Source organism: Agrobacterium sp. NPDC090283 (genome assembly GCF_044769685.1).
Lineage (GTDB): Bacteria > Pseudomonadota > Alphaproteobacteria > Rhizobiales > Rhizobiaceae > Agrobacterium.
The window spans coordinates 112811-127676 of record NZ_JBIVYG010000016.1; the positions used below are offsets into that span (position 1 = coordinate 112811).

Annotated in this window: 15 protein-coding genes, 2 pseudogenes and 1 riboswitch; of the genes and pseudogenes, 15 read left to right on the forward strand and 2 right to left on the reverse strand. The window is 59.0% G+C overall.

The features are described 5' to 3' along the window. The first annotated feature begins 2 nt into the window (after positions 1-2). Genes ACIQUH_RS21095 through ACIQUH_RS21105 form a run of 3 tightly spaced genes read left to right on the forward strand, consistent with a single transcriptional unit; the run spans position 3 to position 3425 of the window. A complete protein-coding gene (locus tag ACIQUH_RS21095) occupies positions 3-785 on the forward strand; it encodes a TatD family hydrolase (protein ID WP_400818569.1) in 783 nt (260 codons plus the stop codon). 2 nt (positions 786-787) lie between these two features. Beyond that, the gene (locus ACIQUH_RS21100) at positions 788-1612 is read left to right on the forward strand and encodes an MBL fold metallo-hydrolase (RefSeq protein ID WP_400818571.1); all 825 of its coding nucleotides are present in this window, start codon (positions 788-790) and stop codon (positions 1610-1612) included. A 31-nt stretch (positions 1613-1643) separates the two neighbouring features. Beyond that, a complete protein-coding gene (locus ACIQUH_RS21105; RefSeq protein WP_400818574.1) occupies positions 1644-3425 on the forward strand; it encodes a chloride channel protein in 1782 nt (593 codons plus the stop codon). A 20-nt stretch (positions 3426-3445) separates the two neighbouring features. Here ACIQUH_RS21105 and ACIQUH_RS21110 read toward each other — a convergent pair whose 3' ends face one another. Beyond that, the gene (locus ACIQUH_RS21110; protein ID WP_400818576.1) at positions 3446-3697 is read right to left on the reverse strand and encodes a hypothetical protein; all 252 of its coding nucleotides are present in this window, start codon (positions 3695-3697) and stop codon (positions 3446-3448) included. Next, positions 3680-3872: riboswitch (cobalamin riboswitch) on the forward strand. It overlaps the preceding gene by 18 nt. A gap of 91 nt (positions 3873-3963) precedes the next feature. Between ACIQUH_RS21110 and ACIQUH_RS21115 the strand changes: the two genes are divergently transcribed. The 11 genes and pseudogenes from ACIQUH_RS21115 to ACIQUH_RS21165 all read left to right on the forward strand — a co-directional run. Beyond that, complete coding sequence (locus tag ACIQUH_RS21115; RefSeq protein WP_400818579.1) at positions 3964-4755, forward strand: (2Fe-2S) ferredoxin domain-containing protein; 792 nt, start codon at positions 3964-3966, stop codon at positions 4753-4755. A gap of 16 nt (positions 4756-4771) precedes the next feature. Continuing rightward, on the forward strand, positions 4772-6268 hold the full coding sequence (locus tag ACIQUH_RS21120; RefSeq protein ID WP_400818582.1) for an ABC transporter substrate-binding protein: 1497 nt from the start codon (positions 4772-4774) through the stop codon (positions 6266-6268). 5 nt (positions 6269-6273) lie between these two features. After that, a complete protein-coding gene (locus ACIQUH_RS21125) occupies positions 6274-7191 on the forward strand; it encodes an ABC transporter permease (protein ID WP_400818585.1) in 918 nt (305 codons plus the stop codon). Next, positions 7188-7949 (forward strand): ABC transporter permease, encoded by a 762-nt coding sequence (locus ACIQUH_RS21130; RefSeq protein ID WP_400818588.1) that lies wholly within the window; start codon positions 7188-7190, stop codon positions 7947-7949. The genes ACIQUH_RS21125 and ACIQUH_RS21130 overlap by 4 nt, the downstream gene beginning before the upstream one ends. Positions 7950-7996: 47 nt before the next feature. After that, the gene (locus ACIQUH_RS21135; protein ID WP_400818590.1) at positions 7997-8770 is read left to right on the forward strand and encodes a class I SAM-dependent methyltransferase; all 774 of its coding nucleotides are present in this window, start codon (positions 7997-7999) and stop codon (positions 8768-8770) included. Between the two features lie 57 nt (positions 8771-8827). Next, on the forward strand, positions 8828-9181 hold the full coding sequence (locus ACIQUH_RS21140; RefSeq protein WP_400818592.1) for an ArsR/SmtB family transcription factor: 354 nt from the start codon (positions 8828-8830) through the stop codon (positions 9179-9181). A gap of 181 nt (positions 9182-9362) precedes the next feature. Further along, positions 9363-10421, forward strand: a complete 1059-nt coding sequence (gene arsB, locus ACIQUH_RS21145; RefSeq protein ID WP_400818593.1) for an ACR3 family arsenite efflux transporter — start codon at positions 9363-9365, stop codon at positions 10419-10421. Positions 10422-10423: 2 nt separating this feature from the next. Further along, positions 10424-10846, forward strand: coding sequence for an arsenate reductase (glutaredoxin) (arsC, locus tag ACIQUH_RS21150; RefSeq protein WP_400818595.1), 423 nt, complete (start codon positions 10424-10426; stop codon positions 10844-10846). After that, positions 10803-11549 (forward strand): arsenical resistance protein ArsH, encoded by a 747-nt coding sequence (gene arsH / locus ACIQUH_RS21155; RefSeq protein WP_400818598.1) that lies wholly within the window; start codon positions 10803-10805, stop codon positions 11547-11549. The genes arsC and arsH overlap by 44 nt, the downstream gene beginning before the upstream one ends. A 168-nt stretch (positions 11550-11717) precedes the next feature. Beyond that, a pseudogene (locus ACIQUH_RS21160) lies at positions 11718-12083 on the forward strand (fasciclin domain-containing protein); the annotation flags it as partial. Positions 12084-12097: 14 nt separating this feature from the next. Beyond that, positions 12098-12556, forward strand: a pseudogene (locus ACIQUH_RS21165) (anti-sigma factor domain-containing protein); the annotation flags it as partial. 57 nt (positions 12557-12613) lie between these two features. On the opposite strand, the gene ACIQUH_RS21170 reads toward ACIQUH_RS21165, so the two are convergent. Continuing rightward, positions 12614-13609, reverse strand: coding sequence for a LacI family DNA-binding transcriptional regulator (locus ACIQUH_RS21170; protein WP_400818601.1), 996 nt, complete (start codon positions 13607-13609; stop codon positions 12614-12616). Between the two features lie 176 nt (positions 13610-13785). On the opposite strand from ACIQUH_RS21170, the gene ACIQUH_RS21175 reads away from it, so the two are divergent. Next, positions 13786-14739, forward strand: coding sequence for a sugar ABC transporter substrate-binding protein (locus ACIQUH_RS21175; RefSeq protein WP_400818604.1), 954 nt, complete (start codon positions 13786-13788; stop codon positions 14737-14739). The last annotated feature ends 127 nt before the right edge of the window (positions 14740-14866 follow it).

A 14866-nucleotide genomic window follows, 5' to 3' on the forward strand; every position in this document is an offset into this window, starting at 1 on the left:
TCATGCTGATCGATACGCATTGCCATCTGGATTTTCCCGATTTCGAGGCTGAGCGCGACGATATCATCGCCCGCGCCCATGCTTCGGGTGTGAGCCAGATGGTGACGATCTCGACGCGGGTGCGTCGCCTGCCCGAACTTTTGAAGATCACGGAAAAATATCCGTCGGTCTTCTGCTCGGTCGGCACACATCCCAACAATGCCGACGAGGAACTGGATATTTCCGCCGACGAGCTTGTGCGGCTGGCCGAGAGCCATGACAGGATCGTGGCGATCGGCGAGGCGGGTCTGGATTATTTCTACGACACGCAGAAGCCGGAAGACCAGAAGACCGGGCTCATTCGCCATATCGAGGCCGCAAGAAGAACGAAGCTGCCGCTTGTCATCCACAGCCGCAGCGCCGATGACGATATGGCATCGATCCTGCGCGCCGAAAGCGAAAAGGGGGCATTCCCCTTCATTCTGCACTGCTTTTCCGCTGGTCCCGAGCTGGCGAAAACCGGTGTCGAGCTTGGCGGTTATGTTTCCTTTTCCGGCATTCTGACCTTCCCGAAATCACAGGATATCCGCGATATCGCCGCCACCGTGCCGCTGGACCGGCTGTTGGTGGAGACGGATGCGCCTTATCTTGCGCCGAAGCGCTGGCGCGGCAAACGCAACGAGCCCTCCTATGTGGTGAATACCGCGGAGGTTCTCGCCGAGGTGCATGGTGTTTCCTTCGAGCGTATGGCCGAAATCACCACCGAAAATGCCTTCCGCTGCTTTTCGAAGATGACAAGGGTGTAGGCGTGGCCACTTACCGTCGCCGCTTCACGGTTCTCGGTTGCGCGTCGTCGCCTGGCGTGCCGCGCATCAACGGCGACTGGGGCGCCTGCGACCCTGATAACCCGAAGAACCGGCGCACCCGCACCGCCTTCATGGTGGAGCAGATTGGTCCGGATGGCGGCAAGACCACCGTCGTCATCGATACCGGTCCGGATTTTCGCGAGCAGATGATCGCGGCGAAGGTGGAGGCGGTGGATGCGGTGCTTTACACCCACGCCCATGCCGACCATCTGCACGGTATCGACGATCTGCGCATCTATTTCGCCCTTCAGCAAAACCGCATTCCGATCTATGCCGATCCCATCACCATGGCGCGCATAAAGGACGGTTTCGCCTATTGCCTGGAGACCCCGCCGGGCAGCAGCTATCCGCCCATCGTCGAACCGCGGATCATCGCCGATATCGACGCGGCCCTCATCATCGATGGGGCAGGCGGTCCGATCCCGTTCAACGTGCACATGCAGCAGCATGGCGATGTGCATTCGCTCGGCTTCCGTATTGGTGACGTTGCCTATTGCACCGATGTCAGCGATTTTCCGGCTGAAAGCCTGCCGAAGCTCGCCGGTCTCGATGTCCTCGTCATCGACGCGCTGCAGCACCGTTATCATCCCAGCCATCTGTCGCTGGAACAGGCGCTCGGCTGGATCGAGAGATTCGCACCCAAACGAGCGATCTTGACCCACATGCATATTCCGCTCGATTATGACACGGTGATGCGTGAAACGCCTGATCATGTTGAACCGGCTTATGATCAGATGCGTTTCGAGATCGAGTTCGAAGCGCTCTGACTATGTCTGACGCCGCCTGAAAAGGAACAGCATGTCGACCAGGCCTTTCCGTGCACCCAGTATGGCGAGCTTCTTCGACAATCTGCGCGCCAGTCGCCTGCGGGCGATGTTCAGGCGCGGCGAACTGGGACTGGTGATCCTTGCCGTCTTCATCGGCATTGCGGCGGGCCTTCTGGTGGCGCTGATCGGCGCTCTTAGCACGGCGCTGCATGTGCTGGTTTTCGGGGTCGAGCGGCTGAGCAGCAGCGATCTTTCCGGACGGATCGTGCTCGCCGGCCCGATCATGGGCGGCATCGTGCTCGGCCTGATCATCTTCATCCTGTCGAAAACCCGCAAGAAACCCATGGTCGACCCCATCGAGGCGAATGCGCTGCATGGCGGCCGCCTGTCGCTGACGGACAGCATCATCGTCTGTGTGCAGAATATCGTTTCCAACGGTTTTGGCGCGTCCGTCGGGCTGGAGGCCGGTTATACGCAGATCGCCAGCGGCGTCGCCTCGAAGATCGGCATCAAGCTGAAGCTGAGGCGAGGGGACATGCGTATCCTTGTCGGCTGCGGCGCTGCGGGCGCTATTGCGGCCGCCTTCAATGCGCCTCTGACGGGGGCGTTCTATGCGATAGAACTCATCATCGGCACCTATACCGTGGTGACGCTTGCGCCGCTCATCGTCTCGGCGCTGGTGGCGACGACGGTTATAGGGATAATCGGCGGCCATGGCATCTCGATCGATATTGTCGATGCCAGCCGTGTATCGCCGGCCGATTATGTGCCTGCCATCTTTCTCGGCGTCGTGTGTGCGGCCATCGGCATCGTGCTGATGCAGGCGGTGTCCTTTATCGAAGAAACCGCACGCAAAAGCGCCATTCCGGGCTGGCTGCGTCCTGCCATCGGCGGTGTGGCGGTGGGCGGGCTTGCGCTGATTTCACCGCAGGTGCTGTCGAGCGGCCATGGCGCGCTGCATCTCAATATCGATGCCGAACTGACGATATACGGCTTGGCCGGGCTTTTCGTGCTGAAGGCGGCAGCCAGCGCCATTTCCATCGGCTCGAATTTCCGCGGTGGCCTGTTTTTCGCGTCGCTCTTCATGGGATCGCTGCTCGGAAAGATTTTCGCGCTCTGCGCACCCTATATCGGCTATGGGTCGACAGCACCTATCGTCTACGCCGTGATCGGCATGAGCGCCTTTGCCGCCGCCATCATCGGCGGCCCGCTGACGATGACGTTTCTGGCGCTGGAACTGACTGGCGACTTCCAGATCACGGCCCTGGTGTTGGCCGCCGTCATCACCACTTCGCTCGTGGTGCGCACCACCTTCGGTTACTCCTTCGCCACCTGGCGTTTTCACCTGCGGGGCGAGAGTATTCGCAGTGCCCACGATATCGGCTGGATCCGCGACCTCACAGTCGGCAAGATGATGCGTGCCGATATCCGCAAGGCCACTGTCAGCATGGGGCTTCCGGCCTTCAAGGAGAAGTTCCCGCTCGGCTCGACGCAACGGGTGATCATGACCCATGATGACGGTCGTTATGCCGGCATCGTCCTCGTGCCGGAAATCTACGCCGACCCGATGGATCGCGATCCCAGCAAGATCAGTCTCGAAACCTATCTGCAGTACAAGAACGACGTGCTGCTGCCGACCATGAACGCCCGGCAGGCGGCGGCGGCTTTCGATGCAGCGGAAAGCGAGGCGCTGGTGGTCGTCAATGACAAGATCGAAAACCGCCCGGTTGGCCTGCTGACGGAGAGCCACACGCTCAGGCGCTACAGTGAAGAGCTTGAATTGCGACGCCGGGAGGCCTCCGGTGAGCTATAAATTACTTTATGTTATTTGCTTTATATATTGATATAATTATATTTTCTATTGATCATATCTTCCTTTTGATTTTTGGTTTCCACGCGATGCCGGTGGTGGGTGCGCCAATTCGGTACCGCATCGTAAAACATGGGGTTGACCAGCAAATAAAACCATGTGTATGTAATTTTATAACGTAACAATTGATTGGACGAAGGAGACTTGCGTAGCGTGTTCACTTGCGGCGCAGGCGGTTGACAGCGGCCTGCGGCAGTGTAGGTTCGCTCCGTCATGGTTCTTCCGCCAGCCGGTGGAAGCTAAGAGGGAATCCGGTGAAGATCCGGAGCTGTCCCGCAACTGTAAGCGGTGAGCCAATCGCCCACAATGTCACTGGCAGAAATGCCGGGAAGACGGGTGAGGTGGCTTTGACCCGCAAGCCAGGAGACCTGCCTGACATATTGTAATTCCGTGGTCGGGGGGTGCCATGGGAATGATGGCTGTTTCCGGCATTGATGCCGGAGGCCTGTCATTTTCGTCGCCGCCTCGTGAATGAGGCATTGTGACAACCGAGATCCAACCAACCTATCGAGAGCCCTCTCAGCCCGACGCCGTGCTGCTTGTCGCCAAATCGGCTTTCGCGGCAGCGCCGCATCAGGACATGCAGCGTCTTGCGGCGCTGGCGGGGCAGCTGCGCGGAGCGAGAACCGTTCGCATCGCATTCACCGAGCAGGGCACGCCGTCTTTGCGCGAAGCGCTCGGCGCGCTCATCGATGAGGGTTTCGGCAATCTCCTTCTCGTGCCGCTCATGTTGCCATTGGAACCGAGCTTTCAGAACTGGCTCACCAAGAGCCTGAAACGATGGCGGGCAGCGGACCCACGCCCCTGGCCCCCGCTCTCTATAACCGCGAGCCCTACCGCAAGCAGCCTGATGACGCCCCTTATCAACGACCTCGCCCAAACGGCGAAGGAACTCGATCTTTCACCGTCGGTGCGCCCGGCAAGCGAGGGGTCGTTGGTGCCTGCGCAAAAGCGCCGCGTGCTCGTCTGTCAGGGTGCCCCGTGCAATTCAGCCGGTGCGGACGCGATCTGGGGGCATCTGCGCAACCAGCAAGAACGGCTAAAGCTCAGGGTAACGGGCGATGGCACCATGACGGCCAAATCGACCTGTCTCGGCCCCTGTAACCTTGCGCCGGTCATGCAGGTCTTTCCTGAGGGTACCTATTATGGCGGCGTCACCGAAGAGGCCGTCGATCGTATCGTTGCCGAACACCTGCTTGGTGGTCGTATCGTCGAGGACTTCGCCTATCACCCGACCGGTCGCAAACAGCGGCTGCGCAATCTTTCCGAATAGCATGAGAGGAAACATAATGCCGATAAAGAGCTTTTCGCGTCTGGCGGCAGCCGGGCTCGCGGCTTTCATCACAGGCGTGGCGGCCGATACGCTTGCCACCGAACCGTTGCGCGTTGGCGCCACTTACATCACAAGTGGCCTTGATCCCGCAAAGGGCTCCAATGGCTGGGCTCTTGTCAGTCATGGAGTGGGCCAGAACCTCTTTACCGTCGATAAGGAGGGCCGGCTTGTGCCTGACCTTGCCGAGAAAGCGGAACGCACCGGCGATTTGACCTGGACAGTGACGCTGAAACCGAACCGGACCTTTTCCGATGGTTCTGCCGTAACGGCAGCAGCCCTTGCGGCCGGATTTGAGCATACTTTCGCAACCAACAAGGCAGCGCTTGCGACAGGTGGAAAGCTTGTCTTCAAGGCAGTCGATGCACTGACGCTCGATATCACGACGGAGAAACCGGTGTCCTTCCTGCAGGCGCTGTTTGCGGAGTGGCCGCTCGTCGCCTATACGCCGGCCGCCGACGGCAGCGCTCTCTTCACCGGGCCGTATCAGATTGCAGATTTCAAGGCGGATACATCGCTGAAACTCGCGCCTAATGCTCACTTTACCGATGCGGTTTCCCGCTCTCCCGTCGATTTCCGCAGGTTCGGCGACGCGCAAAGCATGACACTTGCGCTGGAGGCGGGCGAATTGGACCTCGCCTTTGGATTGCCCTCGGAAGTCGTGAAGCGGCTGGAAACCAATCCGGCCCTGACGATCAAGTCCTTCCCGGTCGGTTATCAATATTTCGCCTTCCTCAATACGAAGCGGCCGATTACCGCCGACATCAAAGTGCGGGAGGCGCTGGACCTGACTTTCGATCGCAAGGAGCTGGCTGCTGCGATCAATGGCGGTGAGCCGGCCACCGGCGCTTATGCCGCCTATTTCCCCTTCGCTGGAAAGCAGCCGCGGCCGACCGACATCAAAAAGGCCGAAGTACTTCTCGATGACGCCGGATGGGTCAAGGACGGGGCAGGGAACCGCACAAAGGACGGCTTGCCGCTGCGGCTTCTCGCCATCACCTATCCGCAGCGCCCGGACCTCGTTACCATGCTGCCTGTCGTGAAGGCGCAGCTTGCCAGGGTCGGTATCGCGCTTGACACCAAGGTCGTGGAAAACATTCAGGATGTGGCGGCCGCGGGCGAATTCGATATCGCGCTCTGGGCGCAGCACACCGCGCCCAACGGCGATCCGGCCTTTTTCCTGAATTCGATGCTGCGCAGCGGTGCTTCGCTCAACTATTCGAAATATTCCTCTGCGGAATTTGATGCGATCCTCGACCGCTTCGCTACGGCGGGTGACGCCGGCGAAAGGGCCTCAATTGCTCTCGATGCCCAGGCAAAGTTGTTCACGGACGTTCCGGCTTCCTTTCTGGTCTCGCCGGTCTGGTATGTGGGCCTTTCTAAGCGGCTTCAGAATTATGAGCCCTGGGGTTCGGACTATTATGTCCTTCGCGCCGACATCGGCGAGACCAGGTAGTTCTGATGCAATTGTTCCGGTTCGGCATGCGTTCGGCTTTGGCAATGCTTGCGCTTTCGCTTGCATCCTTCACGCTTATTGCCCTTATGCCTGCCGATCCCGTGCAAATCGCCATCAGGGTATGGAACCTGACGGCAACGAGTGAAACCGTCGCCGCGCTGAGGGAAGAATGGGGCCTCGATCGGCCCCTTCCTCTGCGTTATCTGCATTGGCTTGCGGATTTCGTCACCGGTGACTGGGGGCGGTCCTTCCGCACCGGTGAACCCGTTTTCGCGGAGTTTAGCGAGCGTCTTCCGGTTTCGCTCATGCTCGGCCTTGCGGGCATGTTCCTCGCCATCGCCGTCGCAGTGCCGATCGGATTTTTCGCGGCGGCACGGCCAGGTGGAGTTACTGACCGTGCAAGCCGCGCATTTTCAGTCTTCGTTCAGGCCGTTCCAGGTTTCTGGCTCGGGCTGATTCTGCTCTGGGTTCTCGGTGTCCAGCTGCGATGGATGCGTCCCTTCGCGACCGACGCCACCGCGATCGTGCTGCCCGTCATGCTGATAGCCTCGCATTCGGCCGCCGTCTTTGCCCGCGTCTATCGGCGAGACATGATGGAAACCATGCGGCAGCCCTATTTCCGCACCGCTCTCGCCAAGGGGCTTTCGCGCCGGCAGGCTCTCTGGCGTCACGCGCATCGCGGTGCTTTTTATGCGCTGCTTTCGGCGGTCCGTTCGGAGGCTGGCTGGGTGATCGGTTCGACCGCGACCATGGAAATTCTCTTCAATCTTCCGGGTCTCAGCCAGTTTCTCGTGCAGAGCATTGCGGTGCGCGACCAGATGGTCTTGCAGGCCTATGTCATGGTCATTGCGCTGTGGCTGCTCCTCATGAACCTGATCGTTCAGATACTTCAACGTTTTCTCGATCCGCGGCTTGGGCGATGATCCGGTATTCCGCACTTGCCATGTTGCTTCTTTTCCTGCTCCTGAGCACCTTCTGGCAGCCCTATGATCCGGATGCGGTGGATATTCTTGCCCGTCATTCGGGCATGACAGCGAGCCACCTGCTGGGAACCGATCACCTCGGCCGCGATCTTCTGTCCCGCATCATGGCGGGCGGGTGGCGCACGGCGCTGGTGGTTTTTTCGGTTGGCTTCATTGCATTTACCGGCGGGACATTGCTCGGCACAGCGGCCGCCGTACTGGGTGGCTGGAAGGAGCGCGCATTGCTGCGCTGCTGCGAATTCTTCATCACCGTCCCGACGCTGATCATCGCGCTCACGACGGCGGCGGTTTTCGGTCTGACGCCCATGACGGCGGGACTGGCACTCGGCCTTGCCGGCATCGGGCCGACGGCCCTGTTTGCCCATTCTCTCAGCCAGCGCGTGCTCGGGCAAACCTTTGTTCATGCGGCGGAGGCCCTCGGTGTGCCGCCATTCCGGATGATCATCCGCCATCTTTTGCCGAACTTCCTGCCGCTGATGGTGACCCATACCGGCAACCAAGCGGGTTTTGCGGTCACCGCCTATGCCTCGCTCGCCTTTATCGGCCTTGGCGCTGATCCATCAAAGCCGGACTGGGGCTCCATGCTCTTCGAATATCGCGTTTTTATCTTCGACCATCCGAGCCTGATGATTTGGCCGGGTGTTGCGATCGCCATGACGGTCGGAACGCTCAATGCGCTGTTCGACACCGCTGACTGACATTTCGCCAAGGTGGAAACAACGTGCAATACCTAAAGGATCAAACAATGGATGGCGGCAATTTCGATCTGAAGGAAGAAATCCGGGATTACTGGTCGAAAAGATCCGAAACTTTCGATCTTGCCTTTGGACACAGGATTGCTGCCGGTCCGGAGGCGGACGCATGGCAGAAGCCGATCAGGGACTTGCTGGGTACAGAGCCAAAGCACATCCTTGAACTGGCCTGCGGCACGGGCGAGGTGACGCGGCTGATTCATGATCTTGGCCATGATGTCACGGCACTGGATTTTTCAGAGGCGATGCTGTCCGTGGCGCGGGCGAAACATGCCGGAAAGCCGAGGCTACGTTTCATCATGGCGGATGCTGAAAACACCATGGAACCGGATCAGTCCTATGATGCAATCATCTGCCGGCATTTGGTTTGGACATTGACCGAGCCCGAAAAGGCCTTTCGCGAGTGGTTCAGGCTGCTTCGTCCGGGCGGTCGCCTGCTGTTCTTCGATGGTGACTGGGCGAAGCCAAAGCCGGCAGGGCGCTTTGCAAGCCAGCTGATCTGGCTCATCGACCGCCTGGTGGGTGCCGACAAGAGCTACGACGGCGCCCAGAGCGTTCACCACGCCGCCATCATGAAGGCTCTTCCGTTCGGGCAGGGGCTGAGGCCCGACATGCTGACGCCGCTTCTGACGTCCGCAGGCTTTGCCGGCATCGAACTGCACTCCCACGACCCTATAGCGCAAGCGCAGCGTAAAAACGCCAACCTGCGCAACAGGCTACGCACCTATGTCTACCGACGTTTCATACTGACGTGCCGCCGCCCGTGAGCGAGATAATGAAGTCGTCGCTGTTGACAGCGGCAATATATCCGTTATTCTGGATATATGGATAACAACATTGCGATAACGGCGCTCGGCGCGCTCGCCCAATCCACCCGACTGGAGACTTTCCGGCTTCTCGTACGCCTCGAGCCCGAGGGTATTGCGGCGGGTGAACTTGCGCGTCTCATCGACATTCCGCAGAACACGATGTCGGCACATCTTGCCACATTGTCGAGGGCAGGGCTTGTCAAAAGCGAGCGGCAAAGCCGGTCGATCATCTACCGCGCGGATCTCGATGGTCTGCGTGAGCTGATCCTGTTCCTGCTGAAGGATTGTTGCGGCGGTGCGACCGAACTCTGTGCTCCGCTCCTTGCCGAACTTACACCCTGCTGCAGCCCGGAGGCGAAGCCCTCGTGAGGTCTGCCAGGCCGCCGACCTAACCCACGGATCAAGAGACCATGACAGATAACGTCCATGACGTGCACAGCCCGCGCACGAATAATCGCGCGCGCTCAATTTTCTCCCATCGTGAAGGGCGGGGGACCGGCCGACGTCTGCACTATCCTTCCCCGACGACGACGCAGGGAAAGTCCGTATAATGTCCAGGTTCGAACGTTATCTCACGGTCTGGGTGTTCCTGTGCATCATTGTCGGTGTCGCCCTCGGCCACCTGATGCCCGGCGTCTTCCAGCTTGTCGGTGCGGCCGAGATCGCCAGGGTGAACATGCCCGTTGCAATATTGATCTGGCTGATGATCATTCCGATGCTGCTGAAGATCGATTTCCGGTCTCTTTCGGAGGTCGGCACCTACTGGCGGGGCATCGGCGTGACGTTGTTCACCAACTGGGCCGTCAAGCCGTTTTCCATGGCGCTGCTGGGCTGGCTCTTCATCGGCTGGCTGTTTCGCCCCTATCTTCCCGGCGACCAGATCGATTCCTACATTGCCGGGCTGATCATTCTCGCCACCGCGCCCTGCACGGCCATGGTTTTCGTCTGGAGCAACCTGACACGGGGAGAGCCGCTGTTCACTCTCTCGCAGGTCGCGCTCAATGATGCGATCATGGTCATTGCATTTGCTCCGATTGTCGGCCTGCTGCTCGGCCTGTCGGCCATCACGGTTCCATGGGACACGCTGATCCTGTCCGTTGCGCTCTATATCGTCGTGCCCGTCATCCTTGCGCAGCTCATCCGGCGGAAACTCACGGCCGACGGTACGTCACGGGTACTGGATCGCGTGCTTGCCAGGCTGCAGCCGATGTCGCTGGTGGCGCTGCTCGCAACCCTGGTTCTTCTCTTCGCCTTTCAGGGGGAGCAGATCATCGCGCAGCCAGCCGTCATCGGCTTGCTCGCCATCCCGATCCTGATCCAGGTCTATCTGAATTCCGGGCTCGCCTATCTTCTGAACCGCATGGCTGGCGAACGGCATTGCGTTGCCGGACCATCCGCCCTGATCGGCGCCAGCAACTTCTTCGAACTCGCGGTCGCGGCCGCCATCAGCCTGTTCGGCTTTCAGTCAGGCGCGGCACTCGCAACCGTGGTCGGCGTCCTCATCGAAGTGCCGGTCATGCTCTCGGTCGTCTGGATCGTGAACCGCTCAAAGGACTGGTATGAGGCCGCCCCCGCTGTTTCCCGAACAATAGTCACCGAAAGGCAATGAACATGGATATCACGATCTATCACAACCCGTCCTGCGGGACATCTCGCAACACGCTGGCGCTGATCCGCGCCGCCGGGATCGAACCGAAGGTAATCGAATATCTGCAGGAGCCGCCGGCGCGCGAAGAACTCGCGACAATAATCTCTGATGCAGGACTGACCGTTCGCGAGGCCATCCGCGAAAAGGGCACACCCTATGCCGAACTCGGTCTCGACAATCCCGACCTGAGCGAAGACGAGTTGCTTGACGCCATGATCGGCACACCGATCCTCATCAACCGTCCCTTCGTGGTGACACCGCTTGGCACCAGGCTCGCACGTCCTTCCGAGGTTGTACTGGATATATTGCCGGACAGCTTCAAGGGACCATTCTTCAAGGAGGATGGCGAGCAGATACTGGATCAGAAAGGAAAGCGAATTGCCTGATATATTCCCGGCACTGAATGGCGAGCATCTGCGGTCGATCGATTTCGATGCGCTCCGTCCATCCTTCGCAACCCACAAGCCCCGCATCCTGATCCTCTACGGCTCGCTCCGCGAGGTGTCCTACAGCCGTTTGCTTGCGTTCGAAGCGGCGCGGCTCCTCGAAAGGCTCGGATGCGAGGTGCGGATATTCGATCCGAAAGGCCTGCCTTTGCCGGATGAAGCGCCCGTCAGCCACCCGAAGGTGGGGGAACTGCGCGAGCTGTCGCTGTGGTCTGAAGGTCAGTTATGGGTAAGTCCCGAGCGCCACGGCGCGATGACCGGCATCATGAAGTCGCAGATCGACTGGATTCCTCTTTCTGTCGGATCCGTGCGCCCGACGCAGGGCAAGACGCTTGCCGTGATGGAGGTTTCCGGTGGCAGCCAATCGTTCAATGCCGTGAACCAGATGCGGATCCTCGGGCGGTGGATGCGGATGATCACCATTCCCAACCAGTCTTCGGTCGCAAGAGCCTATCAGGAATTCGACGCCGATGGCCGGATGAAGCCGTCGTCCTATTACGACCGGGTGGTGGATGTCTGCGAAGAGCTGGTGAAATTCACCCTGCTGACACGTGACGCCTCAGCCTATCTGACCGACCGTTACAGCGAACGGAAAGAAGAGGCGTCCGAGCTGGAGAAGCGCGTTTCGCTAGGCTCAATCTGACGGGTGAGGGCGTCACTCCTTGTCTCATAAGGATAAGTTTTCAACGAATCTGGATCGGCTGAAACTCTTTTCCCGGCCGGCTCGTATCTTCCCTTACTCCGATTGTGGAGTGTCAGCCCGAGGAGGCGCGTACCGAGCGTCGGGGCAATCGAACAAGAGGAAACTACGATGATCAGGCCCACGATAGGCACGCTTGCAGTCGCAACAATCGTGTCCGCCATCTCCGTCAGCGCATTCGCCGCCAATCCGAAGGTGGGCGGCGCTGCCATGTACGAAAACAAGAACATCGTTGAGAATGCGATGAACTCAAAGGATCACACGACCTTGGTCGCAGCCGTCAAGGCCGCCGGCCTGGTTGAGACGCTTCAGGGAAAGGGGCCTTTCACGGTTTTCGCACCCACCAACGAAGCTTTTGCGGCGCTGCCCAAGGGTACTGTGGAAACCCTGCTGAATCCGGAAAACAAGGCGCAGCTTACCAAGGTTCTCACCTGCCATGTGGTGGCCGCCGATGCCATGTCGAAAACCATCGAAAAGAATCCACGGCTGATAAACCGATCCGCAACGCGAACGACAATCTAGGAAACGGGTGGCGATCGATTGCCATTTCCGCGATTGCCGCAACTGTCGTTCTTGCCGCCGGCCTTACCTTTAGCCTGACACGGACAATGGAGCCGCTGGTGATTGCAGTCCTCGTCAACGAGGCTGGCGAAGTTCAGGCCGTGGTCGAGGATTTCGGAAACGAAAAGGCGACTATTCGGATGCTGGCTGATTTTGCCGTACCGCAGGACAAGACGATCCAGCTATGGACCTTGCCTTCCAAAGAGGTTGGGCCAGTCTCACTCGGCCTGATCGAAGGCGTTCGATCAGCACATCTCACAGGACCGGCTTTGCCGACGCCAAAAAGCGAGCAGCTTTACGAGATCACGCTCGAGCAGGCAGGCGGATCGCCAACGGGCAGGCCGACCGGACCGATTCTGGCGAAAGGTTTTGCACGAATGCCGCGGTGAGAATGCTTGAACAGGAAAATGTTTGTGATGGTCCCAGTCGGTTTCGAAAAATGGATTTTACGCGGATTTCCTGACTATCAGCGTGCCCGGCAGCGTCACAGTTTCAAGCTCGATCGTTCCCTTGATCATCTTGAGGATCACATCGACCATTTCGCTGCGCGGCTGCTCATAGGTGGTGAGGCCATATGCAAATGACCCGCCCAATTCGTAGTTGTCAAAGCCCACGACGGCGATATCCTCGGGAACTCTGAGCCCGAACTTTCCCCGGATTTCATCCATGGCGCCCATCGCGAGGATATCGTTTTCGCACATAAGGACATCGACACGATCATCTGCGGCGGTCCGGGACAGATACTCCCTTACTGACGTCGCACCCGCTTCCGCGCTGTATTTTTCCGCGGAAAGCAACGCGATTTCCGTAACACCCTTGGATGCCCAGAACTCCGTAAAGTGGTGACGCCGTCTCAGCGCCGTCGATAGAGCCGGGGCACCACTCATGAAGCCTGGCCGTTTGTATCCCTTCGCATGGAGATGATCGACGATTTCCCTCAGCGCAAGTTCCGCGTCGCAGACGACGGCGGGAACGCCCTCGATCTGGCTATCGCGCGCAAGTACGAACATTGGTGGCATTCCATGACCGAGTTGCAGATCCGTGAGGGTCTCGTCGCGAAACGCCGTGCCGAACAGGACGATGGCGTCCACTTGCCGCTGATCGGCATGAAGAAGCGCGTTTACATGGTCGAAATGGTTATTGATATTGATGAGCATCACCACCAGTCCGGCGGCCTGCAGTTTTTCGGTCAGCGCCTCGAGGAACGGCAGCTTTTGCGGGTTTGAGAAGTCATCCACGAAAACAGCGACCTGTCCGGTGGAATTGGTGGCAAGACTCCGGGCGAGCAGGTTGGGCGTGTAGTTCAAAGCCGCGGCGGTCTCGAGCACTTTTCGCTTGCTTTCATCGGTAATTGAAGCGCCGGGCGTGAAAGCGCGGATGACGGTCCACTTCGATACCCCGGCCGCTTCCGCTACCTGCTTTGCCGTTGCTCTCTTGCGCATGACTTACCCCGCAAATGGAATATGAATTCCATTTTTATATTCCGACGAAATGAATGCTTGCTTTTAACGCATTCCCACATAATATGCACCTGCTTGCACCCGGTAGCAAACACATTTGCACCCGGTAGCATTCGAATTTGCCAGCCAGAGGAGTGGGTGGCATTGAGGAGGAAAAAATGAAATCGATTTTGAAGACATTCGCTTCGGCTGCTATTGCCGTATCGCTGGCTGGCGCATGGTCGGTGGGTGTAAAGGCCGATGAACAGCCCAGCATCATTGCCGTCACGCATGGTCAGGCTTCGGATCCGTTCTGGTCCATCGTCAAGAACGGCATGATGCAGGCCGGCAAGGACATCAATGCCAAGGTCGACTACCGGGCGCCTGAGACCTTCGACATGGTTGCAATGGCTCAGCTCATCGAGGCTGCGGTCAATCAGAACCCGGCAGGCATCATAATCTCCAATCCCGATCCGGACGCACTCGGACCGGCCATAGAAAAGGCCGTCGCCGCCGGCATTCCGGTCATTTCCATGAACTCCGGTATTGCGGCCGCCGAGAAGCTCGGCATTAAGCTACATGTCGGCCAGGATGAACTTCCTGCGGGTGTGAAGGTCGGCGAAAAGCTGAAGTCGCTTGGCCTGAAGCATGTTCTCTGCGTCAACCAGGAGGTGGGCAACGCCGCTCTCGACCAACGTTGCGCCGGTACGGCAAAGGGGTTTGAGGGTGGCAAGGTCACGATCCTGCCGACGACGAGCGATCCGGCAGAAATTGAAGCCAAGATCCAGGCTGCCCTGACGTCTGATCCGTCCATTGATGCCGTCCTTGGCCTGTCCGCTCCGCTCGTCGGGGAGCGCGCTGTGGCTGTCGTTGACAAAATGGGCAATGGCGACAAGGTCAAGGTTGCCTCCTATGATCTTTCGGCAAACTTCCTGAAGGCTGTTTCCGAGGGCAAGGCACTCTTTGCCGTCGATCAGCAACCCTATCTGCAGGGTTATCTCCCGGTCACGTTCCTCGCGCTGAATGCCAAATACGGCACGATCCCCGCTGGAAACGTCGCTTCCTGTCCGAGCTTCGTCGAGAAGGATGCAGCAGCTTCGGTTATCGAGAAATCCTCCCAGGGTATCCGCTAGGCGGAACCCCTCCCGCAGCTCCCGCACCTCCAGCGGGAGCTGCCCACATCGCCCGATATCCGATCCGCGTGACGCGTGAGCGGAAACCGATGGCGCAGGTATAACAACTTACTTCTGAGGTACGACC